This window comes from Aeromonas sp. 603079 (assembly GCF_049172135.1).
GTDB classification, from domain to species: domain Bacteria; phylum Pseudomonadota; class Gammaproteobacteria; order Enterobacterales; family Aeromonadaceae; genus Aeromonas; species Aeromonas veronii.
This window is the reverse complement of record NZ_JAAKPX010000001.1, coordinates 120,814-145,642: the sequence shown is the minus strand read 5'-3', so window position 1 is coordinate 145,642 and position 24,829 is coordinate 120,814. Positions and strand designations below refer to the sequence as shown.

The window sequence follows — 24,829 nt, the reverse complement described above, 5'->3', positions numbered from 1 at the left end:
TCGTATGAACACACTTGAAATAGTTCGGGTTATATAAGGATGGCCATCTGCTGTTTCAAGACGATGACCATCCGGTTCTTTACTCTTCGTCGTTCAGATAAGGATCGGCAAAACCTAGCTCCTGCATGATGTAGCGTTCCAGCTGCTCCATCTCTTCGGCTTCCTCATCCTCGATATGGTCATAACCTAGCAGATGCAGACTGCCGTGCACAACCATGTGGGCCCAGTGGGCCATCAGGTGCTTGTTCTGCTCCTCGGCCTCGCGCTCTACCACCTGACGGCAGATCACCAGATCGCCGAGCAGCGGCAGCTCCAGACCGGGTGGCGCCTCGAACGGGAAGGAGAGCACGTTGGTGGGCTTGTCCTTGCCGCGATAGGTGAGGTTGAGTTCGTTGCTCTCCGCCTCGTCGACGATGCGCACCGTCACTTCTGCCTCCTGCTGGAAGCCGAGAATGGTGCCATCGAGCCAGCCTTGCAGCTGGGCTTCGGTGGGCAGGCCGTCAGTGCTGGCGCTGGCCAGCTGCAGATCCAGGGTTACGCTCATTGCTCGCTCTCTTTGCTGGCGTTTGTTTGGCCGGCCACCTTCTCGGCGGCCTGTTTGGCGTCGAACGCCTCATAGGCCTGCACGATGCGGGCCACCACCGGGTGGCGCACCACGTCTTTGGACTCGAAGAAGTTGAATGACAGACCATCGACCCCTTGCAGCACTTCCAGCGCGTGGCGCAGGCCGGATTTGGCGTTGCGCGGCAGGTCTACCTGGGTGATGTCGCCGGTGACCACCGCCTTGGAGTTGAAGCCGATCCGGGTGAGGAACATCTTCATCTGCTCGGTGGTGGTGTTCTGGGCCTCATCGAGAATGATAAAGGCGTCATTGAGGGTTCTTCCGCGCATATAGGCGAGCGGCGCCACTTCGATGATGTTGCGCTCCATCAGCTTCTCGACCCGCTCAAAACCCAGCATCTCGAACAGGGCGTCGTAGAGCGGGCGCAGGTAAGGATCCACCTTCTGGGAGAGATCGCCAGGCAGGAAGCCCAGCTTCTCGCCCGCTTCCACTGCCGGACGGGTTAGCAGAATGCGGCGGATCTCCTGACGCTCCAGCGCATCCACAGCCGCCGCCACCGCCAGATAGGTCTTGCCGGTACCGGCCGGGCCTATGCCGAAGCAGATGTCGTGGCGCACGATATTGGCGATGTACTGGGCCTGATTGGGGCTACGTGGCTTGATGAGACCGCGCTTGGTCTTGACCGTCACCTCCTTGCCATAAGGGATGGAGGGGGCCGGTTCGTCATCCTGCTCCAGCACCCGCGACTCCAGAATGGCCAGATGAACCATGTCGGGGGTGATGTCGGTTACCTTGCCACCCTTGAGGGGCTGGGTTTCCACATAGAGGTGCTTGATGATGACGGCGGCGGCATCCAGCTGGGCCGGTTTGCCCACCAGCTGGAAGTGGCTGTCACGGTAGCTGATCTCGACGCCGAGGCGGCGCTCCAGCTGCTTGATGTTGTCATCGAAGGGGCCGCACAGGCTGGCAAGGCGCTGGTTGTCGGCGGGCTCCAGATGCAGATTCAGGGTCGAGATATGTCGGCTCAAAATATCCTCGTCTCAAGGCGCTCCCCATCCGCTGGGCGAATGGGGAGGAGGGGATTAATGGGGTGTGAAGGCGGCCACGCCCAGCTCGTCCGGCACGTTATCCGGGCGACGGGCCAGGATTTCGCTCGGGGCGGTGGCGATCCGCAGGTTCATCTCGCTCTCGCCGCGGATGAACTTGCCGCGCAGGGAGTTGGGACGTACCTCGGTGATCTCCACGTCGGCAAAGCCGCCGATCAGGGTGTGCTGGCCTTCGAAGTTGACCACCCGGTTGTTCTCGGTGCGACCGCACAGCTGCATCGGGTCGAGCTTGGAGGGCCCTTCCACCAGAATGCGCTGGGTGGTGCCCAGCATGGAGCGACCAATCTGCATCGCCTGGTTGTTGATGACGTGCTGCAGGCGGGCCAGACGGGCTTTTTTCACTTCCATATCGACATCGTCGGGCATGTCGGCGGCCGGGGTGCCCGGGCGCGGGCTGAAGATGAAGCTGAAGCTCATATCGAAACCCACATCCTCAATCAGCTTCATGGTCGCTTCAAAGTCTTCGTCCGTCTCATTCGGGAAGCCAACGATGAAGTCGGAGCTGATGGTGATGTCGGGACGGGCGGCACGCAGGCGACGGATCTTGGATTTGTACTCCAGGATGGTGTGCGGGCGCTTCATCATGGTCAGAATACGGTCGGAGCCGCTCTGCACCGGCAGGTGCAGGAAGCTGACCACTTCCGGGGTGTCTTTGTAGACTTCGATGATGTCGTCGGTGAACTCGATCGGGTGGCTGGTGGTGTAGCGAATGCGATCGATACCGTCGATGGCGGCTACCAGACGCAGCAACTCGGCGAAAGTGCAGATGCCGCCATCAAAGGTCGGGCCGCGGTAAGCGTTGACGTTCTGACCGAGCAGGTTCACTTCGCGCACGCCCTGCTGGGCGAGCTGGGCGATTTCGTAGAGCACGTCGTCCAGCGGTCGGCTCACCTCTTCACCGCGGGTGTAGGGCACCACGCAGTAAGTACAGTATTTGGAGCAGCCTTCCATGATGGAGACGAACGCGGTAGCCCCTTCGGCGCGCGGTTCGGGCAGGCTGTCGAATTTTTCGATCTCGGGGAAGGCGATATCAACCTGGGCACCACGGCCCTCTTGCACTTCCTTGATCATGGCGGGCAGGCGATGCAGGGTCTGCGGGCCGAACACGATATCCACATAGGGAGCGCGCTGGCGAATCGCATCGCCCTCCTGAGAGGCAACGCAGCCACCCACGCCGATCACCAGACCGGGCTTTTTGGCCTTGAGCTTTTTCCAGCGTCCCAGCTGGTGGAACACCTTCTCCTGCGCTTTTTCGCGGATGGAGCAGGTATTGAGCAGCAAGACATCTGCCTCTTCGGGCTCTTCGGTAAGGGTGTAGCCATTGCTGGCATCCAACAGGTCGGCCATTTTGGACGAGTCATACTCGTTCATCTGGCAACCCCAGGTTTTAATGTGAAGTTTCTTGCTCATTGCTTCTCTTGACTTGTTTTGAAATCGGCATGGTCAAAGGACCGCGCATTTTACTCCGCAATCTGGATACTGCCTAGCTAATATCCAGCTGGCAATGGTGCTCACCCGATACCTGTTGCCAGCAAGCTCAATAAGCTTTCTCCTTGATTTGACGCAGCAATTCCCCGTTTGTCTCACTGTTTATCAGCCGCCCTTGCGCTATCATGCAGCCATCCGGTTCACGTCCGGGCGCTGTCGCCGGACGCACCCTTTCAGGAATAAATGTATGGAACAGTGTGATATCGCCATCGTCGGCGCCGGCATGGTGGGCGCCGCCACCGCCTGTCTGCTGGCGGCTCAGGGCCTCTCGGTGCGGGTCATCGAGACCCAACTGCCGGAGCATTACGCGCCGGAGCAGCCGCTGGATCTGCGGGTCTCCGCCATCAGTCAGGCCTCGGTGGCGCTGCTGGAGCAGGCCGGTGCCTGGCACCATCTGCAGCAGATGCGGCTCTGCCCCTACCGTCGGCTGGAGACCTGGGAGCTGGACGGTTTTGCCACCCGCTTCAATTCCGCCGATCTCGGTCTGCCCCAGCTCGGCTACATCATCGAAAACCGGTTGGTGCAGCTCGCCCTGCTCAAGCGGATGGAAGATTTTCCCACCATCCAGACCCACACCCCAGCGGCTGTGACCAGCCTGCGCCAGAGTGCAGATGAAGCTGTGCTGACTCTGGATGATGGCACCGAGCTGGCCGCACGCTGGGTGCTGGCCTGCGACGGTGCCGAATCCCACACCCGCAAGCTGGCGGGTATCGGCGTATCGCGCTTCGAGTACCGCCAGCACTGCATGCTGATCAATATCGACACCGACTTTGCGCAGGAAGATATCACCTGGCAGCAGTTCACCTCGAGCGGCCCGCGCGCCTTCCTGCCACTACCAGGCCAGCACGGCTCTCTGGTGTGGTATGACAGCCCGGCCCGGATCCGGGCGCTGGCGGCCATGAGCAACGAAGGGCTTGCCGCCGAAGTGCGCCGCCACTTCCCGAGTCGGCTCGGCGGGTTCACAGTGACGGCTAAGGGGAGCTTCCCGCTGGTGCGCCGCCACGCCAACGACTATCACGCCGGTCGGGTGGTGCTGCTTGGCGATGCTGCCCACACCATCAACCCGCTGGCGGGGCAGGGTGTCAACCTCGGCTTCAAGGATGTGGCCTGCTGGACTGATCTGCTGCAAGGAGCTGGCGCCGACTGGCATCAGCTGGCGTTGGCCGAGCGTTACGAGCGGCGCCGTCGTCCCGACAACCTGCTGATGCAGTCGGGGATGGATCTCTTCTATGGGGTGTTCAGCAACGAAATTGGCCCGCTCAAGCTGGCTCGCAATCTGGCCCTCAATCTGGCGGACAAGGCAGGCCCGCTCAAGGAGATGGCGCTGCGATATGCACTGGGGCTGGTTTGACAGATAGAAACCAGATAGCACGGGCTGAATGCGCTATGGAGCAAAGGTGATGAACAAGGCACTGCTGGTGATCGATTTTATCAACGATATTGCCCACCCCGACGGGCGCATTGCCGCCTCCGCAGCCCATGTGCTGGAGCAGGATGCCATCGCGCATGCCAATCAGGCGCTGGCCCATGCCCGCGCCAACGGCTGGCTGGTAGTGCTGATCAAGGTGGGCTTTGACGGCGGCTATCAGCTGCAGCCCAAGGGGTCTCCCATGTTTGGTCGCGCTCACCAGTTGGGGGCGCTCTCCTTGGCTGACAGCGGCACCGACTTTCATCCGGATCTGGATGTGCAGCCCGGCGATCTGGTGCTGACCAAGCCCAGGGTCAGCTCCTTCTATGGCACGGCGCTGGAGCCTGCGCTGCGGGCCAATCACATCGACCACCTCTATCTGTGCGGGGTGAGCACCAGCTGGGCCATTCAGGCGGCAGCGCGGGATGGTCACGATCGCGACTACGCCATCACCATTCTGGATGATGCCTGCGCCGCCGCAGATGCCACCGAGCATCACACCTCGCTGCGGATGCTGGGTCGCATCGCCGAGATCATCAAGGTGTCCCAGCTGGCTTGATCCTTAACGCAGGCTGCGCCCGATCACCGTGTTGAGATTGACTCTGCAGATCCCTGTTGGGCCGCTGCGCTTTTGGGCAACATGATTGTCGGGCAAGATAGTGCTCACATGGATAACAACAAGGATGGACAGATGCGTTATCAGGGACGGATCGCGAGCTGGAACGAGGCGCGCGGCTTTGGATTTATTACGCCGGAGCAAAATGGCGCCGAGCAGGCAATCAATGGAGCACGCAGTGCAGGGCTGTTTGTGCATGTTACGGCGCTGCAATCAGATGGCCGAGTGCCAGAGCCGGGGGAGCGTGTCACCTATCTGATCGGCAGTGGCCAAGATGGCAAACCGAGGGCGTTACAGGTCTTTTTCCCCGATCGCCCGCTCACGTTGGCGGGTGTTGTGCCGTCGGTCGCACCATCAGCAGCAAGATCAGCCGCATCATCGGCGGCGCCTGCATTTCGGGCGGCAAGTCAGCCGCCAAGACCCACTTCTACCAGAGAGCGGAGTAACCCCTATCGACGTCTCAAGAGCAGCTGGAGTGGTAAATTGCTCCCCCTGTTGCTGCTCGTCGGCCTCTTTTCCATCTATTCCCGCTTCTTTGCCAATTTGTCGCCCGCATCGCCAGTTACTCAAGAGGAGGTTAGTTCCATCTTCAGTACGCCACAGGCAGCGACCTTTACTCGCCAGTGTGATGGTCGGCAGCATTGCTCCCAGATGACCTCCTGCGAGGAGGCAACCTGGTTTTTACAAAACTGCCCTGGTACCAAGATGGATGGGGAAGGAGATGGCATCCCCTGTGAAGATCAGTGGTGTGTTAATTGAAATGCTTTGATTCACAAAGGCCCGATTAATTCATCTCGATTGCTGAGCGCTATCTTCTCCTGGTTCCGTCTGCGGGAGTTTTTGGCTGGGTCAGCGATCGATTGTGGCTGGGTGCGGTGCGGGATGGGGATCGAGGACCAGCTGCACGAAGCGATCGCGGATCGGGTCGGCAAAGGCGGGGTTCCACACCAGACTTATCTCCCACTCGGAACAGGGGCCAAAGAGGGGATAGAGGGTGACGTCCGGGCCCGCGATAAAGCTGACGCTGTGCGGCAGGATGGCATTACCTATGCCTGCCGCAACCAATGCCACCAGAGTCTGAATATCCTCTGCCTCTTGAACCATGCCGGTCAGCCGGTTGGCGCCGAGAAACCCGGCGATCTGCCGGGTTAGGCCGGGACAACGGTAGCCCACCATCTGCAACAGGGGTTGACTGGTCAGTGCCTGCTGGACGTCAAACGATGACGGATCTGGCTGGGTCATCCGGGTTGGCACCGCCAGTACCAGCCGGTCGGTCAGCAGCCGATGCTCCTGCAACAGCGGAGTCTCTGGCCGACGCATAAAACCAAGTTGCAACTGGCCGGAGAGCAGCTGCTCCTGCTGGATCGCGGAGGGCATATCCTGCAGATGGACCATCACGTCCGTGACCTGCTGTTTGAAGCGGGCCACCAGCGCAGGGGCCAGCGCGAAACTCGACAGGCCAAAGCCAATCTTGAGCCGACCGGCCACGCCACTCGCCACTGCCAGCGCGTGACGTTCAAACTCCCTGCCGTGTTTGACCAGTGCGCTTGCCTGAGTGAGCAGCTGGGCGCCGAGCGCCGTCAGCTCGGCACCATGGCGGCCCCGCTTGAACAGGGTGCAGCCCAGCGTCTGCTCCAGCCCCTGGATCTGCTTGGTGAGGGCCGGTTGGGTGATAAAGAGGCGGCTGGCCGCTTCCCGGTAGTTGGCGGTCTCGGCCAGCGTCACAAACGCCTGCAGTTGCCTCAAGTCGAATTTCATTCCAATTGGTTATCCAACGTGGCGATTTATTGATTATAAATTATCTAATCGCCTTGTTCTAATGGCTCGGCAAGGGGGGAATCGCCCTCCTCTGAACCGGAACAAGGAGCCATATCATGTCTACCCAGCGCTATCTCTTTTTGATCAAGGGCACCCTGGTGCTGGCCCAGCCATTGGCGGCCCCGGAGACTGGGGAGCTGCTCGCCAGCCTGCTGCAACAGGGTTTTGTGGTCGGCCCCTTGCAAGTGTGGGCTGGCAGTGCCGAGCAGGCGCTGACCTGTTACGAGCGGGCAGCCCAGCAGCAGGCCTTTGCCGATGCACTTTCTGGCGCTGCCCTCGAGCCTGCCGGTGATCCGGCATGAGTTCCGCCACGCACTCACTCACCCTGTCGGTATCCGCCCTGCTGTTCGATATGGATGGCACCCTGGTCTGCTCGACCGGCGATGTGGAGCAGGTATGGCGGCTCTGGTGTCGTGAACATCTGCTCGATCCCGAGCCGGTGTTGGCGATGTGTCACGGTATGCGTTCGCGCGAGGTGATCCGGTCGCTGGCTCCGCAACTGGATGTGGAGCGAGAGGTCGCGCGGCTTGATGAGTTGGAGATGCTGCATACCGGCGGCGACGCCATCGCAGGAGCTGGCGAGTTGCTGCGCCACCTGCCGCCACAGCATTGGGCCATCGTGACCTCCGCTGGTGAGCGGGTTGCCCGCCATCGCCTGAATTGTGCCGGTTTGCCGCTGCCGGCCGTGTTGGTGGGAGCCGAAGCGGTGATCAATGGCAAACCCGATCCCGAGCCCTATCTGCTGGGCGCTGTACGGCTTGGCGTGCTACCCGCTCGCTGTCTGGTATTTGAGGATGCCCCGGCCGGTATTGAGAGCGCCCTGCGTGCAGGCTGCGCCGTGGTACAGGTGGGGGGCGATGCACCGCTCAACCCTGCGGTGGTGGCGGTGATCCGCGACTGGCGCGAGGTGAGAGTGGTGTCAGGGAAAGGCGAGTCCTTGCTGGTGATGCTGTCGATGCAGGGCGCCAACCAAGAATGACGGCACGAGAGCTCTGGGAGTTGAATTAGGGGGCTGAGCCTGATGGCTGGCGGTCAGTTACTCAGGCTCATGTGGCTCTTGGTCGCAAAAGTTATAGACGATCCCCACCGATTATCTTCCGGGCGTTTACATGCAGTGGGTTCACTTTCAACCGGAGGTAAAAAACCGTCTGCAGGCGACCGGATTGATCGCCTGCAGATGGAGCTGGTTTAGCTGAACAGCAGGTAGGAGAGGGTCATGCAGCAGATGATGCCCGAGATGATGGGCACCGAGGTGCGCTTGATGATCTCGATGGGATTGCTGCCGGTGATCGAGGCGATGACGATGATCACCGCGGCGACCGGCGACATGGATCGGATCAGGTTGGCAGTGAGCTGCATCGGCAGGGCCACCGCGACACTGTTGACGCCGACCTTCTCAGTGATCTCGGGAATGATGTTGATAAAGGAGTAGAAGACTGCCAGCCCACTGCCGCTGATAAAGCCGATCAGCGCCGCCGTACCGGAGAAGAAGAACATCAAGATGGAGCCGACGCCGTCGATGTGTTTCACGCTATCGACCAGGGTATCGATGATGCCGATGGCTTTCAGTCCCTCCACCAGCATGCTGGCCGCTACTATGAGCGAGACCACCTGAGCCAGACCCGTCCCCATGCCGGTGAAGAAGATGGCGAACTCCTTGCTGGTCTCCTTGATATTGCCTTTGCGCAAGAGTTCTACCCCTATGGTGAGCAGCAGGCAGACGAAGGTGATCTCCACCAGCCCTAGGGAGATATGGGTGAAGCAGATGCCGAACAGCAGTACCAGCACCAGCGGCAGTACAGGGAAGAGGCCGTAGTAGGCGGGTGGCAAGCCGGTGGGCACGGCGAGCGATTCCTCTTTTTCCTCCAGTCCGCTGCGCGACTGCTGCCGCTTGTCCATCGCCTTCTGCCAGAAGTAGTGCACCACTGCCATCAACGCCAGTGTCGGCAGCGAGATGGGGGCGTGGTAGGAGACGATGTACTCCACCAGCGGGATGCCCAGCTTCTGGGCGGCCAGCACGTTATCGGCCCCCAGCGGGCTGGGCATGATGGTGGCAGTGGTGGCAATGACGGCCCCCGCGGTGAGGGAGGACATGTTCGATGCCTTCAGTACCGGATAGAGGGTCGCCATCAGCAACACTGCCAGACTGGCAGCGCTTGGCACCACCAGCGAGAGCAGATTGCCCAAGAGGAAAATCACCGGCACCAGCAGGTAGGGGGAGCGGATGCGACTCAAGGGGCGGGTCAGCAGCATCACGGTGACGTCGTTGGCGCCGATGTGGCTCATGTAGCTGGAGAAGCCGAACAGCACCATTATGGTGAGGCCGACATTGCCCATCTGGCTGATGAAGATCTGCTTGATCTGGACGAAGGGATCAAGCCAGCTGAGGCCGCTGCTCTGCGCCGCAGGCAGCAGGGGGTGACCCAGTCCGACGGCGGCAAACATCAGCAGCAGCCCGGCGCCAAACAGCACTATCTTGGCATCGTAGTTTTTGGCGATGAGATAGCCGCAGATGACCAGGATCAGGGTGCTGACAATTATTTCCAGCATGTTTCCAACACTCTCTTCTTGATGTGAATGGGCCAGCGGGCTGGCGGTTCGGGATCAGATGGCGCGGGCAAGGGTCTCCATGCACCAGGCCCTGAATCCGGGCACGTCGATATCGAGACACACCTCGGCGTTGGGCGGGCGTTTGAGCCGGTTGTTGATATCCACCGAGGTGGTGCCGAGGGTGTGCTCACCCCGGGTCTCGATGGCCACATGGCAGGCCCGGGTGATAAAGAGATCGGGGCGCACCAGATAGGCAATGGCGCAGAGATCGTGCATCTTGAGCCCGGTCTGCATACTGCCGCCGCGATAGTGGCCGAACAGGGCGTGGAGCATGGCGCCGGTGCGGTTGAGGGCGGGCAGCGCCGCAATCATCTCGCCGGTCAGGGTGGCCCGGCTGGTGACATCGAGTCCGCACATCACGATGGGCAGACCGCTGCTGAAGACGATGTGAGCCGCCTCCGGATCCACGTAGATATTGAACTCGGCATTGGGGGTGTGGTTGCCCCGACCGGCCGAGCCGCCCATCAACACGATCCGCGCGATCTTCTCCCGACACTCGGGGTGCAGGGTGAGCAGCAGGGCGATATTGGTCAGCGGCCCGATGGGCACCAGCGTCATGGATTGTTCGCTGGCGAGCAGGGTGGCCTTCATGGCTTCGACGGCATGCTCCGGTATCGGCTGTTGCCCGGGTTCGGCAAACTCGTAACCATCGAGGCCGGAGTGGCCGTGGATATGGCTGGCATTGTCGAGGGGGCGCACGAGGGGCTGGCTGGCCCCCTGTGCCACCGGCACCTCTTTGCCGAAAAAGTGCAGCAGGCGCAGGGCGTTGCGGGTGGTCTTGCTGACATCGACGTTGCCGGCGACCGTGGTGATGAGCGCCAGCTCGATCCCGGGGTGAAACAGGGCGGCGGCGATGGCAACGGCATCGTCGATGCCGGGGTCGGTATCCAGAATAATGGCGACAGGGTTCACGCTGTTCTCCTCGAGGTTAATCGGCTTGGCTGGCATCGTGGGGCCAGCAGCAGATAAAGGGGTCGACAATCTCGCGGGTCAGGCCATCGGTGAGGCCGAGATCGGTCAGATGGGGCCCCGCATTGCAGGCAAGGCAGGTTCCCTCGATGGCCTTGAAGACACGGTAGGGGGGCTCCCACTCCACCACCTTGCCGCTCACTTCGCGCAGAGCGTGGAAGCTGGCGGCCAGCTCGCTGGCCGGCAGGTCGGAGAGCATGCCGGCGATGGGCATGGCAACGTGGGCCAGCACCTCACCCTGCTGGACGACCGCCATGCCGCCCCCGCTGGTGATCAGAGTGTTGGCGGCCAGCATCATCTCTTGCGGGTCGCGCCCCAGCACCACCAGATTGTGGGAGTCGTGGGAGTAGCTGGTGGCGATGGCCCCTTGCAGCTCGCCCCACCCCTCCAGCAGCGCCAGCCGGGTGCCCGCCTGATGGCGGCCATGGCGGTGTTGCACCGAGATGAGGCTAAATCCCGCAGGCACGATGACCCGACCATCCCGAACCTCAACCTCGGTTTCACTCCACTGGGTGAAGCGAGCCCCCTTGATGGTCTTGAAGCGGGCCCGACCCGCAGTCAGCCCGGGTACCCGGATGATGAACTCCTCCTGCGTGCGCAGGGGGATCTGCATGGTATCGCGCGGCGCCTGACAACCGGCGACATGCTCGGAGGGTTTGAGAATGGCGCCATGGCGGGCGACCCGCTGACCACCGCTGTAGACCCAGAGCGGGTTGAGATCGGTGAGGTTGTCGAACACCACCAGGTCGGCGCAGCGGCCGGCAGCAACCAGCCCCAGATCGTTGCGCTGCAGCCGGATGGCGGCATTGAGGGTGGCCATCCGCAGCACGTCGGGCACCGCCAGCCCCAGCTCTGCCAGCAGCTTGACCAGCGCAATCATGCCCCCTTTCTCCAGCAGCATGTCGGGCGGCACATCGTCGGTACAGAGGGTGATTTGGGAGGAGAGGTGGGGCAGCTGTTTCAGCGCAGCGACGATCTCCGGCAGCAGGTAGGGGTGGGAGCCGCGCAGCTGGAGGGTGAGCCCGGCCCGCAATTTTTCCAGCGCATCGGCAGCCGAGGTGAGTTCGTGATCCGAGCTGACCCCGGCGGCGAGATAGGCTTGCAGCCGGTGACCAGTGAGGCCCCGGGCGTGTCCCTCAATCAGGGCATTGCGTTGCAAACCGGCGTGCAGAATGCCGGTCATCCGCTCGCTGCCGCCCAGCACCCCCTGCATGTCCATCACCTCGGCGATCCCCGCCACCTCCGGCCACTCCAGCATGGTGGCCATCTCGGGGCCGTGGAAGTCGGCGCCCGACATCTCGAGACCCGGCGTCGAGGGAACGCTGGAGGGGGCGGCGCAGATGACCCGCAGCGGCAGATTGCGGCTGGCGTCGATGGCGTAGCGCACCCCCGCCAGCCCGAGTACATTGGCCAGTTCGTGGGGATCCCAGAAGATGGTGGTGGTGCCCTGTGCGACCACCACATCGGCGTAGCGCTCCGGCGTCAGGTGGGAGCTCTCCACATGGACATGGCTGTCGATAAGACCGGGCGAGAGATAGGCGCCGGCCAGATCGTGGGTCTCGCGTGCCTGCTGGAAGGAGCCGACCGGATGGACGCTGGCGATCAGCGGGCCGACCAGCCCCACGTCGACGGGGCGGATCTCGCCGGTCACCATGTCGATCAGGTTGGCGTTGGTCAGCAGCAGATCGAAGGGGGCTTCGCCGAGGGCAGCCTGCACGACGCGGCGGCGCAAGTTGAGGGATGCATCTTGTTCACACATGAAGGAGATGGCCTGACAAGGGGAATAATGGGCCCACTTTAGGGAGGGGATTGGTCCGTGCATAGCGCAAAGAATTTATAACTGGATAAGAAAGGGTTATGCTGCTGCAAACGTTTTTCTCCGGTTGTCGATTTCATGTCCGAACCTTGGCGCCGTCTGCCTGCGCTCTCTCTGAAGCAGATCCAGTATTTTGTCACGCTGGCCCAGCTGCGCCACTTCACCGAAACGGCCAATCAGATGGCCATCAGCCAGCCCGCCCTGAGCAGTGCCCTGCGCCAGATTGAATCTGTACTAGGCGGCAAACTGTTTCACCGCACCGCGCAGGCGGTCACCCTGACCGAACAGGGGGAGGCGATCCTGCCCCACGCCAAGGGGCTGCTCAATGTGGCCCACGCCGCTTTTGCCGATATGCAGCAGGTGATGGTCGAAGGGGGCGATGGCACCCTGCGCATCGGTCTGATCCCGTCGGCCTGCACCCTGATGTTTCCGCTGGCGGCCGCCCGTCTGCAGCAGCAGTTTCCGGGCTTGCTGGTCGAGTTTCAGGATCACACCAACGACGGTCTGTTGCAGGCGCTGGCCGAGGGGTCTCTGGATGCGGGGATTGGCGTGCTGGATGGCGAGTTGCCCGACTCGCTGGAGGTGACGCCGCTGCTGGACGATGCGCTGGTGGCGGTGATCAACCGGCAGGATCCGCTGGCAGGGGAAGAGGCCATCAGCTGGCATGAGCTGACCCGCCGCGACATCGCCCTTTTTGCCAGAGGCAACGTCAGCCGGCAGGTCAACGGACTGGCCCAGAGCCAGTTGCCCGGGCTCAAGCCCAGATACACCACAGATTATGTCGAGACGCTTTACGGCTTGGTGCGCTCAGGGTTGGCAGTTGCTATCCTGCCCGGACTCTATGCCGCGAACCTGCGCGATCCCCAGCTGAAAGTCGTGGCGCTGCACGAGCCAGTGCTGAGTCGAACCCTGGCGCTGATGTGGGCGAAAGGACTCTCCCGATCAACTCGCATCGACGAAGGGCGAGCCCTGCTGCGCGCCACCATTATCGAACAGCTAAGTAGTCAGCACGGCTGAGGCTGGCACGAGGTGAAGGTGGAACCTGGAGAGACATCCCTGCTGGTGACGCTGCCCGCCTGAGCTGTGGTGCGAGTGCGTGACGACCGCAGATTGCGGTATGAACCATCGCTATCCGAACTCTTGATGTCGCAATAAAAACGCCCCCGAGATGCGGGGGCGTTTTGCTATCTGGCCGTTATTTGAAAACGCGGAAACGGGTGGCATCGTCGATGAAGGTCTTGTCGGCGGCCGGTTGCTGGATGCTGCCAAAGGGCATCTGGGCACGCAGCAGCCAGCTGGCTGGCAGGTTCCACTCCTTGCGTACCGCCTCGTCGATGAGGGGGTTGTAGTGTTGCAGGGAGGCGCCGATCTTCTCCTGGGCCAGGGTGGTCCAGACCGCAAACTGGGCGATGCCGGTGGCATGTTCCGACCAGATGGGGAAGTTGTCTGCATAGAGGGCAAACTTTTGCTGCAGATCCTTGATGACGTCGGTGTCTTCGAAGAACAGCACAGTGCCGAAACCTGCGCGGAAGCTGCCATCCACCTTGGCCTCACTCTGGGCGTAGGCCTCCGGCGGCACGATCTTTTTCAGCTCGGCTTTGACGATATCCCACAGCTTATGGTGCTGGGCGCCAAACAGGATGACGGCGCGGGAGCTCTGGGAATTGAAGGAGGAGGGGCTGTGCCTGATGGCATCCTGGATCAGGGCCGTCAGTTGTTCCGGTGTATGGGACACCTGGCTGCCCAGGGCATAGATGGTACGACGTGCTTTGATCTGTTCGATAAACGGACTGCTCATAACATCTCCTTGTTCTGCTTGGCGTTGCAGCCGGTGATGGACGGTTTGTCCAGCGCCGGCCGCGTCAGGTATAGACTATAACACCCGCAATGCAGAGCGGGGTTAACCCGGAGTAACTAGCGTTTTTCCTGTCAGTTGATATTCGTTTGCGAACCTTGATGTTTTGTTAGTATTGGAAATGTCATTAAAGGGGCGTTGAAGTGATATTAATCAATGATTCACTCTCCTTTCTCTCGCACAATCCCGCTATGTTTTCCCCTGTTCGGATGTCATGTGAGCCGCTCGTATCTCAACAAGCGTTACTATGTGCTGGCCCCCCTCTCCGCACTGCTTGGCTTGTTGATCCTGATCGTGACTATCATCATGGCCATTGCCAGCTATCTGCGGGATATCGACATGACGGTATCCGGCTTCGGTCACATGGCTTCCTCCGTTGAGGCGTCCTTGATCCACGAGATGGTGAAGGTCAATGAGCGGCAACTGGCAGTGCTGGAGGGCTCCCTAGACAAGGAGAAGATAGCCCGCGGCGAGCCGGCCGACTCTCCCATCTGGGCTATTGCCCATCAGATCAAGCCCGGCAACCACTATATCTACTTTTACAACCTGAAAGCGGATCGCATCGACAGTTACCCGGAGTGGCTCGCGCCCCCAGGTTATAAGGCAGCGCTGCGCCCCTGGTATCAGGTGACCGCCATGCCGGGCGACGAGCCCGTCTGGTTTGGCCCCTACCCTGAATACAATACTCAGGAGCTGATTCTCAGCCTGATCAAACGGGTGAGGGATGAGCAGGGGCAGTTGCTGGGTCTGCTGATGGTTGACATGTCATTCGACTCGCTGCAGCAGGCGCTGCAGCGCACGGTCGGTAGTAATCAGGCGGCACTCTATCTGACCTTGCGTGACACTGATCAGCTGGTAGTGGGCAGCAATATGGATCTGCTGGCGGCCAACACCATCAAGCAGCATCAGAATCAGCAGTGGCTCGGCCTGGATGTGCTGTGGCATGGGACGTATATCAAGCGCGAGCTGGCGGATATTGGTTGGGATCTCAACATCTATCTGCCGCCAGTACTGTTTCGTGACAGCCTCTACGATGCGTTGCAGATGGTGGTTTTTCCACTGCTCTCTCTGTTTGCCATCTGGTGTTGCAGCCTGAGTCTGCTGGTGCGGATCTTCCGCCAGGAGCAGGAGCTGGTGTCGGGCTCATTGACCGGCATCGTGCGCGATCTGGAGCGTTCAGCGCCTGTCAGTGAGCCCAAGACCTGGTTCGTGAGGCGTAGCCTGAACGAGATCGATCAGGTCAGGGCCAGTTTTCTCAAGGGGCAGGATGCGCTGTTGCGGGATCCCCTGACCGGTATCATGAACCGACGAGCCTTCGAGCAGCACAAGGCGGCACTGGAGCAGAGGGGGGCGTGCTTCTGGCTGCTGCTGTTTGATGTCGATCACTTCAAGGGGATCAACGACAGCCAGGGCCATGCCTTCGGCGATCAGGTGCTGTGTCGGGTGGCCAACTGTCTTGCTGATGTGCTGGGGGTGAGTACGGTTTACCGGATAGGTGGGGATGAATTTGCCGCTCTGCTGCAACAGCCACAGGATGAGTTGGCGGAGAAACTCGGTTGTCTGCTTGAACTGGTGCGTCAGCAACAGTGGCGTGAACACCATGGGCCGATCACCCTGAGTGCCGGCGGCGCCTGCCATTCTCCTGCCGCCGGCCCTATCTTCGAGCGGGCTGATGCTGCCCTCTACCGCAGCAAGGAGGCTGGCCGGAACTGCTGGCATCTGGCTGAAGGGGTGGCAGGGGCCCTTGACTGACAGCTTTTGTCCCAGCGCGCTGACTATTCGACAGGACGCGGCTGCCAGGTTATCGGTCACTTTGTCGTGACTGTCTGGTTCAATGTTAATTTTCACGTTTTAATTCAATAGGTTGATTCTACTCTTCCTGTGTTGGCTGTGACTGTACTGCCATTGACTGTCGCATCCCTGTTTTCTGCTGGCTGGCGAACCTGATAGCTCTTTGTATAGTGCTGCTGATTATTAATCAGGTTTGACAGGAGTATCCATGGATATGAGTACGCGTGGCATCGGTGCTCTGGCTCTGTTGGGGGCGTCATTGCTGGGCAGCACTGCGGCCCACGGTTCGGAAACTCTCAACACCATTCTTGGTGGCGGGGCGGGCGGGGTGGCGGGCTCCATGATCGGCAAGGAGTTGGGGGGAGATACCGGTGCGCTGGTAGGTGCGGCCATTGGCGGCGCAGCCGGTGGTGCGGCGACGGCCAACAAGGGCAACAAGAATGAAGCGGCCCTTGGCGGCGCGGTGGGGGCGCTGGGTGGTGCCGCCATCGGAAAGAGTGTCGGTGGCGATACCGGTCAGCTGATCGGCGCCGGGGTCGGCGGGGCGAGTGGTTCGGCCATCGGTGCCAAGAGCGGCGATGGCCACAAGAGCCAGGATCGCTATTACGATGATGACGATGATCATCACCATCACAAGCACCACAAGAAGTACAAAAAGCATAAGAAGCACAGATGGCACGACGACGATTGATGTGCGCTGAGTGAGTGCGAAAGATGCAAAACGGGGCCTGTTGGCCCCGTTGTGCATTGTGTGGTGACTCGCTCGTGCGGTTACACCAGCCGGTGCTGGCGGCGACCGGCGGCAAAGGCGTTGATGTTGTCGATCAGCTGGTCGGCCAGTCGCTGCATCGACTCTTCGCTGGCCCAGGCCACATGGGGGGTCAGAATGAAGTGAGGGTATTGCAGCGCCTTCATCAGGGGATGGTCGGTGGGCGGGGGTTCGACGCTCGCTACATCGAAACCGGCGCCACCTAGGCGGCCGTTGGCCAGCGCTTGCAGCAGCGCCTCCTCATCCACCAGCCCACCGCGGCCGACGTTGATCAGCAGGGCGCCCGGTTTCATCAGATCCAGCTCCCGCTCGCCAATCAGGTTGCGGGTGTAGGGGGTGAGCGGGCAGTGCAGGCTGATGACGTCCGAACTTTGCAGCAACTCGTCGAGGGGCAAGCGATCCTCGTCGTGACTGGCGCCGACCTGGCTCTGGGCGTAACGCACTGTCATCCCCATCCCTTTGGCCCGCTCGCCGAGCGCCTGTCCGAGCGTCCCTTTGCCGATGATGCCAAGCTGTTTGCCGTGCAGATCCATGATGTTGTGGTCGAAGAAGCAGAACTGGCCGCTCTGTTGCCAGCGCCCCTCCAGCAGCGACTGGCGCCAGCAGAAGAGGTTGCGCGACAGGGCCAGCATCAGCGCCATGGCGTGCTCTGGCACCGAGGGGCCCGAGTAGTTGCGGATATTGCACACCCCAACGTTGGCGGCGCGGCACGCTTCCAGATCCACGTTGTCGCTGCCGGTTGCGGCCAGGGCGATGAGTTTGAGCTCCGGCAGCTGGGCCAGTTCGGCGGCGCCGATCCGTACTTTGTTGATGATGGCGATGCTGGCATCTTTGAGCCGTTCCACCACCTGTTCCGGGGTAGTACTTGGATAGCTCTGCCAGTGGTGGGGGAAGTCGGGGTGATGCAGGGTGATGCCCGCATCCAGGGTATCGCTGTCGAGAAACACAATCTGCTGCATGAGCCTTCCTGCCATTGTTCAGGTTCGAGAGGCCATGATGCCAAAGAGGATGCAGTTAGGGCCAGCCTGCCGCTGTGTCATGGCTGGGCTTTATCCGGCAGATGTGAGCTTGCGCGCTTTATTGCGCCACGCTAGCGGCCGGTTTAGAGCCAGCCCAGATGGTTGAGCCAGCCCTGAATGCGGGTGGGGGTCTCCTCCAGCTCAATCAGGGCGTAGGGGCGATAGTTGAGCTTGTTGCTGCGCCGGCTCTCGCTTTTGCGGGCCTCGGCGGCCAGCAGTGGCCAGCGACCGCCATCCTCCTGATAGAGGTCCAGAGTGGGGATGGCCGCCTGAGCCACCTGTTTGGCCAGGGTCTGGTTGCTCTGCTGGTTAGGGAAAAAACCATCGAGCAGCACCAGCGCGTCGGGGGCGGGCAACTGTTCGCTGGCGATGAGGTTGGCAGTCCAGGCGGCGCCGGTACCTTGCGCCAGGATCAGCTTGAAGCCCCCCTCCTGCAACTTGGCATCCGCCAGCTTGCTGATCCGCTCGGCAAACTGCTTGCGAAACTCATCGCTGTTTTTCGCTTTTTTCTCGGTGGCTGGGTCCAGTTCGGTCTGCTGGGGAGAGGGGAGCAGAAGCAGGGTATCAAAACCCAGTCGGCCGAGGGCGCGAGTCAGTTGCCAGAGCTGGCCGCTGCGCTGCCAGTCGGGCAGTAAAATGGCGAGCCCCAGATAGTTTTCACTGTCGTGTTTGGCGAACAGCACCGTCTGTTTGTCGATCTGGGTGGCATCGGGTAGCCCTTTCCAGTCGCTCGCTTGCCAATGGTCGAGGGGCAGTGGCTCGGCAACGGGGGGGGCGACCTCGCTCGCCTCTGCCCCATGGCCAGCCAGCAAGGTCAATAACAGCAGTGATAAGGATAATCTGGCCATAGTGTGCTCCCCCGATTATCTGGGTTAGCGGCTGCGGCGGGATTTTCTGAAGGCGGGCGGTGTGATGGCAACTTGGAGGCAATAAAAAAGCGAGCCGGTGGCTCGCTTTTTTGCAATCAATTCAAAGCGGTCAATTAGTTGACGCGACGCTTGAATTCGCCGGTGCGGGTATCGATTTCGATCTTGTCACCGATCTCTACGAAAGCGGCAACAGCCAGCTCGTAGGTAGTGCCTTTCAGACGGGCAGGCTTGGTCACTTTACCGGAGGTGTCGCCACGGGCAGCCGGTTCGGTGTACTCAACTTCGCGCACGATGGTGGTCGGCAGTTCTACGGAGATGGCTTTCTCGTTGTAGAAAGTCACTTCACACAGATCTTCCATGCCGTCTACCAGGTAGTTCAGCACGTCACCCAGGTTGTCTTTCTCTACGTCGTACTGGTTGTACTCGGTGTCCATAAAGACATACAGGGGATCGGAGAAGTAGGAGTAGGTGCACTCTTTACGTTCCAGCTGAACTACGTCCAGCTTGTCGTCGGCCTTGAAGACGGTCTCGGTAGCGCTGCCGTTCAGCAGGCCCTTCAGCTTCATTTTGACCACGGCGGAGTTACGGCCGGATTTGTTGAATTCAGCCTTCTGAACCACCATCGGCTCGGTGCCGATCATGACTACGTTACCAGCGCGGATTTCCTGTGCGGTTTTCATGTAAAAAATTCCTGTTCGTGAAACGGACGGATAAAAACTGCCAGATTATATACGGCTTTCTAAAAATTTCACCAACCGTGTGACGAGATCCCCATCCCGGAGCAACTTCTTTGACCAGCTTCGCCCATGTTGCTGCCAAATGGCGCTATATCGGGGCCATTGGGCCCAAAGTTCGCCGCAATCTTCGCCACAGTTGAGGGCCAGATTAAAGCGGTGCAGCCATTGAGCGCACTCGGCGGGCAGATCGGATAAGTAGTGGTCAAGGAACTGCTCCAGCTTGACCAGATGGGCTTCCTCCTCCTGTTGGTAGATATGCCAGAGGAAAGGACGAGCGGCCCACTGGGCCCGAACGAAGGAGTCCTCCCCACGCACCAGATTGAGATCGCAGCTCCAGAGCAGTCGATCGTAACCGGCCTGATCGGTCATCGGCAGCAGCTTGATGGTGAGGTTGCCCGAGTGGAGCAGATCCCCCGCTTTGGCTGCAGGGATGGCATCAGTCAGACCGGCACCGGTGAGCACATCGTTGAGAGAGCGCCCCAGCGGCAGCAGTAGGGTGACGGGCGTGGCGCTATGGCACCAGCTCTCGACCAGGCTTTGCAGTGCATCGCTCTCGTAGGTAAAGAGGCTGACCCGCAGCTCGTGCTCTTGTTTTGGCGGCAAACCAAGGCTGGCCCAGTAGGCGGTAAGTCCCGCATCATCTTGCTGCCACTGTTCCCGTTCGGTGATGAGGTCGCGTTCGCACAAAAGGCCGCCGGTTTTAGCGGTAAAGCCCGGGAAGAAGAAGTATTTGTTGAGGCTTTTATTGCCAACCCGCTGGGGCGAGGCGAGGCCGTGGCAATCCTCGACCCAGCTCTCCGCCGAGAGGTACTCCAGATTGATCCAGCAGGGGGGCTTGGGTTGGCTCGCCATCAGTTCGGCCATTCGTTCAATGAAGGGGGCGGGCAACTCGCAGGCAAAGGCCTCGATCACCACCTTGGCCGGTGCCATGTCGCTCGGCAGGGTCTCATGCCAGTGCTGGATATAGATGCCTTCGACCCACTGGCCATCCTGCGCCGGGTCGAGCCCGGGGCAGATGCGGGCGAAACTTGCCAGATCGTCCACCCAGAGTCGCACCTGAACCTCATCGCCATGTGCCGCAATATTCCCCTCCCGTTTTAGCTGGCGGGCGAGTCGCCAGGTGACACCGATGTCGCCGAAGTTATCGACGACGCAACAGAAGATATCCCAGTCAAACGGGGGCAGGTGAGTGGTCATGGCTCGGGATCCCAGATGCAAAAAAACCGGTGCGCAGGGTAGCACACCGGTTGACTGGCTTCTAACCGTCAGCGCGTGACGGTCGCTGCGGCAGCTTACTCCTTGCCGTAGACGTTGTTCTCTTGCTCGCGAACCCGGATGAAGGTGGTGCGCTTGGTCAACTCTTTCAGTTGGCTGGCTCCGACGTAGGTACAGGTGGAGCGCACGCCGCCCAGAATGTCGCGCACGGCGTTCTCGACCGGGCCGCGGTAGGGCAGCAGCACGGTTTTACCCTCGGAGGCTCGGTACTCGGCGACGCCACCGGCGTGCTTGTCCATGGCGCTGGAGGAGCTCATGCCGTAGAACTTCATGAAGGGTTCGCCGTCTACATCGACGATCTCGCCACCGCACTCTTCGTGGGCTGCCAGCATGCCACCCAGCATCACGAAGTCGGCGCCGCCGCCGAAGGCTTTGGCGACGTCGCCCGGGCAGGTGCAGCCGCCGTCACCGACGATCTGGCCGCCGAGGCCGTGGGCCGCGTCGGCACACTCGATGATGGCGGAGAGCTGCGGGTAGCCGACGCCTGTCTTGACGCGAGTGGTACAGACCGAGCCCGGGCCGATACCGACCTTGACGATGTCGGCGCCGGAGAGGATCAGCTCTTCGACCATCTCGCCGGTCACTACGTTGCCCGCCAGAATGACGTGGTTGGGGCAGGCTTCACGAATCTTGCGTACGAACTCGACGAAGTGTTCGGAGTAGCCGTTGGCCACATCGACACAGATGAAGCGCAGCGCTTCGGACATGGCGAGGATCTGGCGGGTCTTGGCGAAATCTTCAGCCGAGGTGCCGGTGGAGACCATCACATGGCCCAGCAGCGCCGGGTCGGTCTCGTTGACGAAAGCTTGCCACTGCTCAAGGCTGTAGTGCTTGTGTACCGCGGTCATCATCTCGAAACCGGCCAGCGTGCGCGCCATGGCGAAGCTGCCGACGGTATCCATGTTGGCGGCGATGACGGGTACGCCTTGCCATTGGGTCTGAGTATGTTTGAAGGTGAACTGACGGGTCAGGCTTACTTGGGAACGGCTCTTGAGAGTAGAGCGCTTGGGGCGGAACAGGACATCCTTGAAACCGAGCTTCAAGTCTTCTTCGATACGCATTACAAATTCCTTATTGAGCCTTGTTGAAAGTCACTTTTGCAGTGGCAAATTTTCGGCAGGCGCAAAAAAACCGGTGGTTTTCAGGCCCTCCGGTTTACAACAGTGTAGGCAAAAATCCCTTCAGAACAAGACTGATAACTTGTAAATCCTTGTGGTAGCCTTTGGCGTCACAACCTGAGGTTAACCACCAGTTTCATCCAGCACCGTTCGGTGCCTTGCTCTCCTACGATATTCCCGCCCGCTTGGGCCGCCGTTCGGCCACTCTTTGTCCTCTCTCTCCTGACCCGCCAGATATTATCCAAGTAGCTGAAATAAATCGGATTGACCCACAATGGGACTGTGGTAGATCTGGGCGCAGGATTGACAAGGCAGGGCAGTAAAATGGGCAAGATGATGGTGGGGATCACCCTGATGCTGGCACTGTGTGGCAGTGCGCTGGCTGAGACCCCGGCCAGCTATGGCTGGATCGAGAAGGGGCTTATTTTGCCTACCGGCGTGGCGGTGAAGATGAAACTCGACACCGGGGCGCTCACCTCTTCCCTCGATGCACGCTCCATCACCAGATTCAAACGGGATGGCAAGCCCTGGGTGCGCTTCATGCTGGTGGTAACTGATGCCGACAGCGGCAAGCTGGTCAAACAGCAGTTCGAGCGGCGGGTCGAGCGCAGCGTGACGGTGCGCGGGGCGGGCGGCATGGAGCAGCGGCCAACGGTGACCATGTCCATCTGTCTGGGGGACAAGGTGTATGAGGAGTGGTTTACCCTGCGGGATCGCAGCAAGATGATCTATCCGGTGCTGCTGGGCCGACGTCTGCTGGCGGAGCTGGGCCCGGTGGATGCCAGTCGAACCTTTACCGTGCAGCCAGATTGTCATTGAAAGTAAAGAGCCCGCATCGCGGGCTCTTTACTTATCGCTTATCTTGCCGGCGGGAGCGGGAGTAACACGCTCACCTCCAGCCCCCCTTCCGGCCGGTTGTGGACATCGAGGTCGGCGCCGTGCAGTTGGGCGATGCGTGAGACGATGGCCATGCCGAGCCCCACGCCATCCCCCTGCTGGGGATTGACCCGAAAGAAGCGTTCATACAGCCGGGGCAAGGCACTGGCGGGAATGCCGGGGCCGTTGTCGCTCACATCCACCCTCACCCGGTTGCCCTCTCGCAGTACCCGCACCCTGATCTCGCCCTCTGGCTGGGTGTAGCGCAGTGCATTGTCGATGAGATTACTGAACAGCAGGTCGAGCAGGGTGGCCTGCCCCATCACCAGCTGCGGCAATTCACACTCCAGCGACAGCTGCTGATCCTTCTTGAGCGCGATGGGTGCCAGGGTCGCGAGGGTGCCTTGCAGCAGGTGACCCACCTCCAGTTCGGTCAATACCAGCCCCTGCTGGTTGTCGATGCGGGCCTGGGTCAGTAGTTGCCGGATCAGCCGATCGCTGCGATCGAGGGCCTGCAGCATCTTGTGCAGGGATTGCTGGCGGCTCACTTCATCTTCGGCAGCCAGGGCATTTTCACTGTGGATCCGCAGTACCGCCAGCGGGGTGCGCAGCTCGTGGGCCGCCTCGTTGGTGAACTGCTTCTCCCGCTCTATGGTCTCCGCCAGCGCCTGCATCAGCCGGTTGATCTCGTTGGTGAGGGGGGTCAGCTCCTGCGCGCTTATCTTGAGGCTGAGCGGGCTCAGGTTGGCGGGGTGACGTTCGCTGATGGCCTGGGCCAGCTGGCGCAGGGGGGCCAGCCCGCGGGTGATGAGCCACCAGAGCAGGGCCAGCAGGAAGGGGAGAGTGATCAGCAGCGGCAGCATGGTGAGGGTTGCCATCTTGCTGGCCAGTTCGCTGCGCTCGTCGTCCCGCTCGGCTACAACCAGCCAGGTCTGCTCCTGCTGGTTGTAGAGAGTGAAGGTGCGCCACTGGTGGTTATCTTTTTCGACCGTGTCAAAGCCGATGGCCAGGGTGACCAGCGGCTGCTCCGGGGCGCTGGGGGCGCGCAGTAGCAGGCCGCCCTTTTCATCGAGCAGCTGGAAGTAGAGATTGCGTTCGAACTCGTGGCCGTAGGGGGTGATCTCCCGATCCTCGCCGGTCAGGTTGAGGCTGGGGTCTTTTTGCCACTCATCGGGATTTTGCGCCTCCCACTCCTGATAGACGGTGCCGTTGGCGGGCAGTTGCCCCTGCTGGGCCATGTAGCGGGCCAGCAGCTGGTTGGTGATGCGCGCCGACTGGGCTAGGCGGGCATCAAACAGCTCCTCCATTTCGTGGCTCGCCTCCATGTAGCCGATAAAGGCGCTGATGGTGAGACTCAGGCTTACCAGTGTCAGGATACCGGTGAGCAGAAAGCGGCGAATGGAGCGCGGGCGTTTCATCGTGCGGGTGTCCGGCTTGGCTGTTCGAGCTGGGGAATGATGTAGCCGACCCCGCGAATATTGCGGATGAGGTCGCTGTAGAACTTCTTGCGCAGATGGTGGATATGCACCTCTACCGCGTTGCTCTCGGCCCCTTCATCCCAGCCGTAGAGGCTCTGTTGCAGCTGATCCTTGCTCAGCACCCGGCCGCTCTGGCTGATCAGCTCCTGCAGCAACTTGTATTCGTGGGGGGTGAGTTTGACCGCCTCCCCCTGATAGGTGACCTGCTGGGATTCGGGATAGATAAGGATGTCGCCATACTCCAGTACCGCCTGAGCCTGCCCCTTGCTGCGGCGAACCAGGGCGCGCAGGCGTGCGTTGAGCTCCTGCAGGGCGAAGGGCTTGACCATGTAGTCGTCGGAGCCAGCATCGAGGCCAACCACCCGATCGTCCAGCGCATCGCGGGCGGTGAGGATCAGCACCGGCAGCTGGTGTCCTTCACGCCGCAACTTGCGCAGCAGGCTGAGGCCGTCGATGTCGGGCAGGTTGAGATCGAGGATCAGGGCGGCGAACTCGTCGCTCTTGAGGGCTGCCAGAGCGGGCAACCCCTGTTGCAGCCAGTCCACCGTGTAGCCGCTATGGCGCAGTGCATCCTGCATACCATCCCCCAGCATCACATCATCTTCCACCAGCAGGATCCGCATTCTTTTCTCCCTTGGTTTGTTGGGTG

24 protein-coding genes are annotated in these 24,829 nt (G+C 60.9%); 9 read left to right on the top strand and 15 right to left on the bottom strand.

The genetic code is table 11. From position 1 onward, the window contains the following. Positions 1-79 precede the first annotated feature (79 nt). The 3 genes from ybeY to miaB are packed head-to-tail and all read right to left on the bottom strand — an operon-like array spanning position 80 to position 3,078. Positions 80-544, bottom strand: coding sequence for an rRNA maturation RNase YbeY (ybeY, locus tag G5287_RS00630; RefSeq protein ID WP_421230626.1), 465 nt, complete (start codon positions 542-544; stop codon positions 80-82). Further along, a complete protein-coding gene (locus G5287_RS00625; RefSeq protein WP_421230625.1) occupies positions 541-1,590 on the bottom strand; it encodes a PhoH family protein in 1,050 nt (349 codons plus the stop codon). The genes ybeY and G5287_RS00625 overlap by 4 nt, the downstream gene beginning before the upstream one ends. A gap of 54 nt (positions 1,591-1,644) precedes the next feature. Beyond that, on the bottom strand, positions 1,645-3,078 hold the full coding sequence (gene miaB / locus G5287_RS00620) for a tRNA (N6-isopentenyl adenosine(37)-C2)-methylthiotransferase MiaB (RefSeq protein WP_421230624.1): 1,434 nt from the start codon (positions 3,076-3,078) through the stop codon (positions 1,645-1,647). A gap of 265 nt (positions 3,079-3,343) precedes the next feature. Here miaB and G5287_RS00615 point away from each other — a divergent pair, with 265 nt between their 5' ends. From G5287_RS00615 to G5287_RS00605, 3 genes are all read left to right on the top strand, one after another. After that, complete coding sequence (locus G5287_RS00615; protein ID WP_421230623.1) at positions 3,344-4,507, top strand: FAD-dependent oxidoreductase; 1,164 nt, start codon at positions 3,344-3,346, stop codon at positions 4,505-4,507. 49 nt (positions 4,508-4,556) lie between these two features. Beyond that, the gene (locus G5287_RS00610; RefSeq protein WP_204383909.1) at positions 4,557-5,123 is read left to right on the top strand and encodes a cysteine hydrolase family protein; all 567 of its coding nucleotides are present in this window, start codon (positions 4,557-4,559) and stop codon (positions 5,121-5,123) included. Positions 5,124-5,255: 132 nt separating this feature from the next. Beyond that, positions 5,256-5,939, top strand: a complete 684-nt coding sequence (locus G5287_RS00605; RefSeq protein ID WP_227343001.1) for a cold shock domain-containing protein — start codon at positions 5,256-5,258, stop codon at positions 5,937-5,939. 90 nt (positions 5,940-6,029) lie between these two features. Here G5287_RS00605 and G5287_RS00600 read toward each other — a convergent pair whose 3' ends face one another. Next, positions 6,030-6,938 (bottom strand): LysR family transcriptional regulator, encoded by a 909-nt coding sequence (locus G5287_RS00600; RefSeq protein WP_421230622.1) that lies wholly within the window; start codon positions 6,936-6,938, stop codon positions 6,030-6,032. Between the two features lie 116 nt (positions 6,939-7,054). Here G5287_RS00600 and G5287_RS00595 point away from each other — a divergent pair, with 116 nt between their 5' ends. Both G5287_RS00595 and G5287_RS00590 read left to right on the top strand, forming a co-directional pair. Further along, positions 7,055-7,300: a hypothetical protein gene (locus G5287_RS00595; RefSeq protein WP_421230621.1), complete on the top strand. Its 246-nt coding sequence runs from the start codon at positions 7,055-7,057 to the stop codon at positions 7,298-7,300. Beyond that, positions 7,297-7,977, top strand: coding sequence for an HAD-IA family hydrolase (locus G5287_RS00590; protein WP_421230620.1), 681 nt, complete (start codon positions 7,297-7,299; stop codon positions 7,975-7,977). The genes G5287_RS00595 and G5287_RS00590 overlap by 4 nt, the downstream gene beginning before the upstream one ends. Before the next feature lie 209 nt (positions 7,978-8,186). On the opposite strand, the gene dcuC is transcribed toward G5287_RS00590, so the two are convergent. Genes dcuC through G5287_RS00575 form a run of 3 tightly spaced genes read right to left on the bottom strand, consistent with a single transcriptional unit; the run spans position 8,187 to position 12,336 of the window. Further along, positions 8,187-9,548 (bottom strand): C4-dicarboxylate transporter DcuC, encoded by a 1,362-nt coding sequence (dcuC, locus tag G5287_RS00585; protein WP_227342077.1) that lies wholly within the window; start codon positions 9,546-9,548, stop codon positions 8,187-8,189. Positions 9,549-9,602: 54 nt separating this feature from the next. Continuing rightward, a complete protein-coding gene (gene rihC / locus G5287_RS00580; RefSeq protein WP_421230619.1) occupies positions 9,603-10,520 on the bottom strand; it encodes a ribonucleoside hydrolase RihC in 918 nt (305 codons plus the stop codon). 16 nt (positions 10,521-10,536) lie between these two features. Further along, entirely contained in the window at positions 10,537-12,336 is a 1,800-nt protein-coding gene (locus G5287_RS00575) for an adenine deaminase (RefSeq protein WP_421230618.1), read from the bottom strand. A 135-nt stretch (positions 12,337-12,471) separates the two neighbouring features. Between G5287_RS00575 and G5287_RS00570 the strand changes: the two genes are divergently transcribed. Next, positions 12,472-13,410, top strand: coding sequence for a LysR family transcriptional regulator (locus G5287_RS00570; RefSeq protein WP_421230617.1), 939 nt, complete (start codon positions 12,472-12,474; stop codon positions 13,408-13,410). Between the two features lie 178 nt (positions 13,411-13,588). Here the strand turns inward: G5287_RS00570 and G5287_RS00565 are convergent, their stop codons facing one another. Next, a complete protein-coding gene (locus G5287_RS00565) occupies positions 13,589-14,191 on the bottom strand; it encodes a nitroreductase family protein (RefSeq protein WP_421230616.1) in 603 nt (200 codons plus the stop codon). Positions 14,192-14,464: 273 nt separating this feature from the next. Between G5287_RS00565 and G5287_RS00560 the strand changes: the two genes are divergently transcribed. Beyond that, entirely contained in the window at positions 14,465-16,000 is a 1,536-nt protein-coding gene (locus G5287_RS00560) for a sensor domain-containing diguanylate cyclase (protein WP_216978190.1), read from the top strand. A gap of 247 nt (positions 16,001-16,247) precedes the next feature. Then, a complete protein-coding gene (locus G5287_RS00555; RefSeq protein ID WP_421230615.1) occupies positions 16,248-16,730 on the top strand; it encodes a YMGG-like glycine zipper-containing protein in 483 nt (160 codons plus the stop codon). 80 nt (positions 16,731-16,810) lie between these two features. Here the strand turns inward: G5287_RS00555 and G5287_RS00550 are convergent, their stop codons facing one another. The 5 genes from G5287_RS00550 to G5287_RS00530 form a co-directional block, all read right to left on the bottom strand. After that, positions 16,811-17,767 (bottom strand): D-2-hydroxyacid dehydrogenase, encoded by a 957-nt coding sequence (locus G5287_RS00550; RefSeq protein ID WP_421230614.1) that lies wholly within the window; start codon positions 17,765-17,767, stop codon positions 16,811-16,813. A 143-nt stretch (positions 17,768-17,910) separates the two neighbouring features. Further along, positions 17,911-18,675: a DUF3530 family protein gene (locus tag G5287_RS00545; protein WP_227342082.1), complete on the bottom strand. Its 765-nt coding sequence runs from the start codon at positions 18,673-18,675 to the stop codon at positions 17,911-17,913. Between the two features lie 134 nt (positions 18,676-18,809). Further along, positions 18,810-19,376, bottom strand: a complete 567-nt coding sequence (efp, locus tag G5287_RS00540; RefSeq protein ID WP_005335100.1) for an elongation factor P — start codon at positions 19,374-19,376, stop codon at positions 18,810-18,812. A gap of 45 nt (positions 19,377-19,421) precedes the next feature. Continuing rightward, positions 19,422-20,630 (bottom strand): elongation factor P maturation arginine rhamnosyltransferase EarP, encoded by a 1,209-nt coding sequence (gene earP, locus G5287_RS00535; protein WP_227342083.1) that lies wholly within the window; start codon positions 20,628-20,630, stop codon positions 19,422-19,424. 95 nt (positions 20,631-20,725) lie between these two features. Continuing rightward, positions 20,726-21,769 (bottom strand): GMP reductase, encoded by a 1,044-nt coding sequence (locus G5287_RS00530; RefSeq protein ID WP_005348017.1) that lies wholly within the window; start codon positions 21,767-21,769, stop codon positions 20,726-20,728. A 381-nt stretch (positions 21,770-22,150) separates the two neighbouring features. Between G5287_RS00530 and G5287_RS00525 the strand changes: the two genes are divergently transcribed. Further along, on the top strand, positions 22,151-22,645 hold the full coding sequence (locus G5287_RS00525; RefSeq protein ID WP_202001782.1) for an ATP-dependent zinc protease: 495 nt from the start codon (positions 22,151-22,153) through the stop codon (positions 22,643-22,645). 38 nt (positions 22,646-22,683) lie between these two features. On the opposite strand, the gene G5287_RS00520 is transcribed toward G5287_RS00525, so the two are convergent. Beyond that, a complete protein-coding gene (locus G5287_RS00520; RefSeq protein ID WP_202001785.1) occupies positions 22,684-24,120 on the bottom strand; it encodes an ATP-binding protein in 1,437 nt (478 codons plus the stop codon). After that, a complete protein-coding gene (locus G5287_RS00515) occupies positions 24,117-24,803 on the bottom strand; it encodes a response regulator (RefSeq protein ID WP_005335091.1) in 687 nt (228 codons plus the stop codon). Before G5287_RS00515 ends, G5287_RS00520 begins: the two co-directional genes overlap by 4 nt. Between the last annotated feature and the right edge of the window lie 26 nt (positions 24,804-24,829).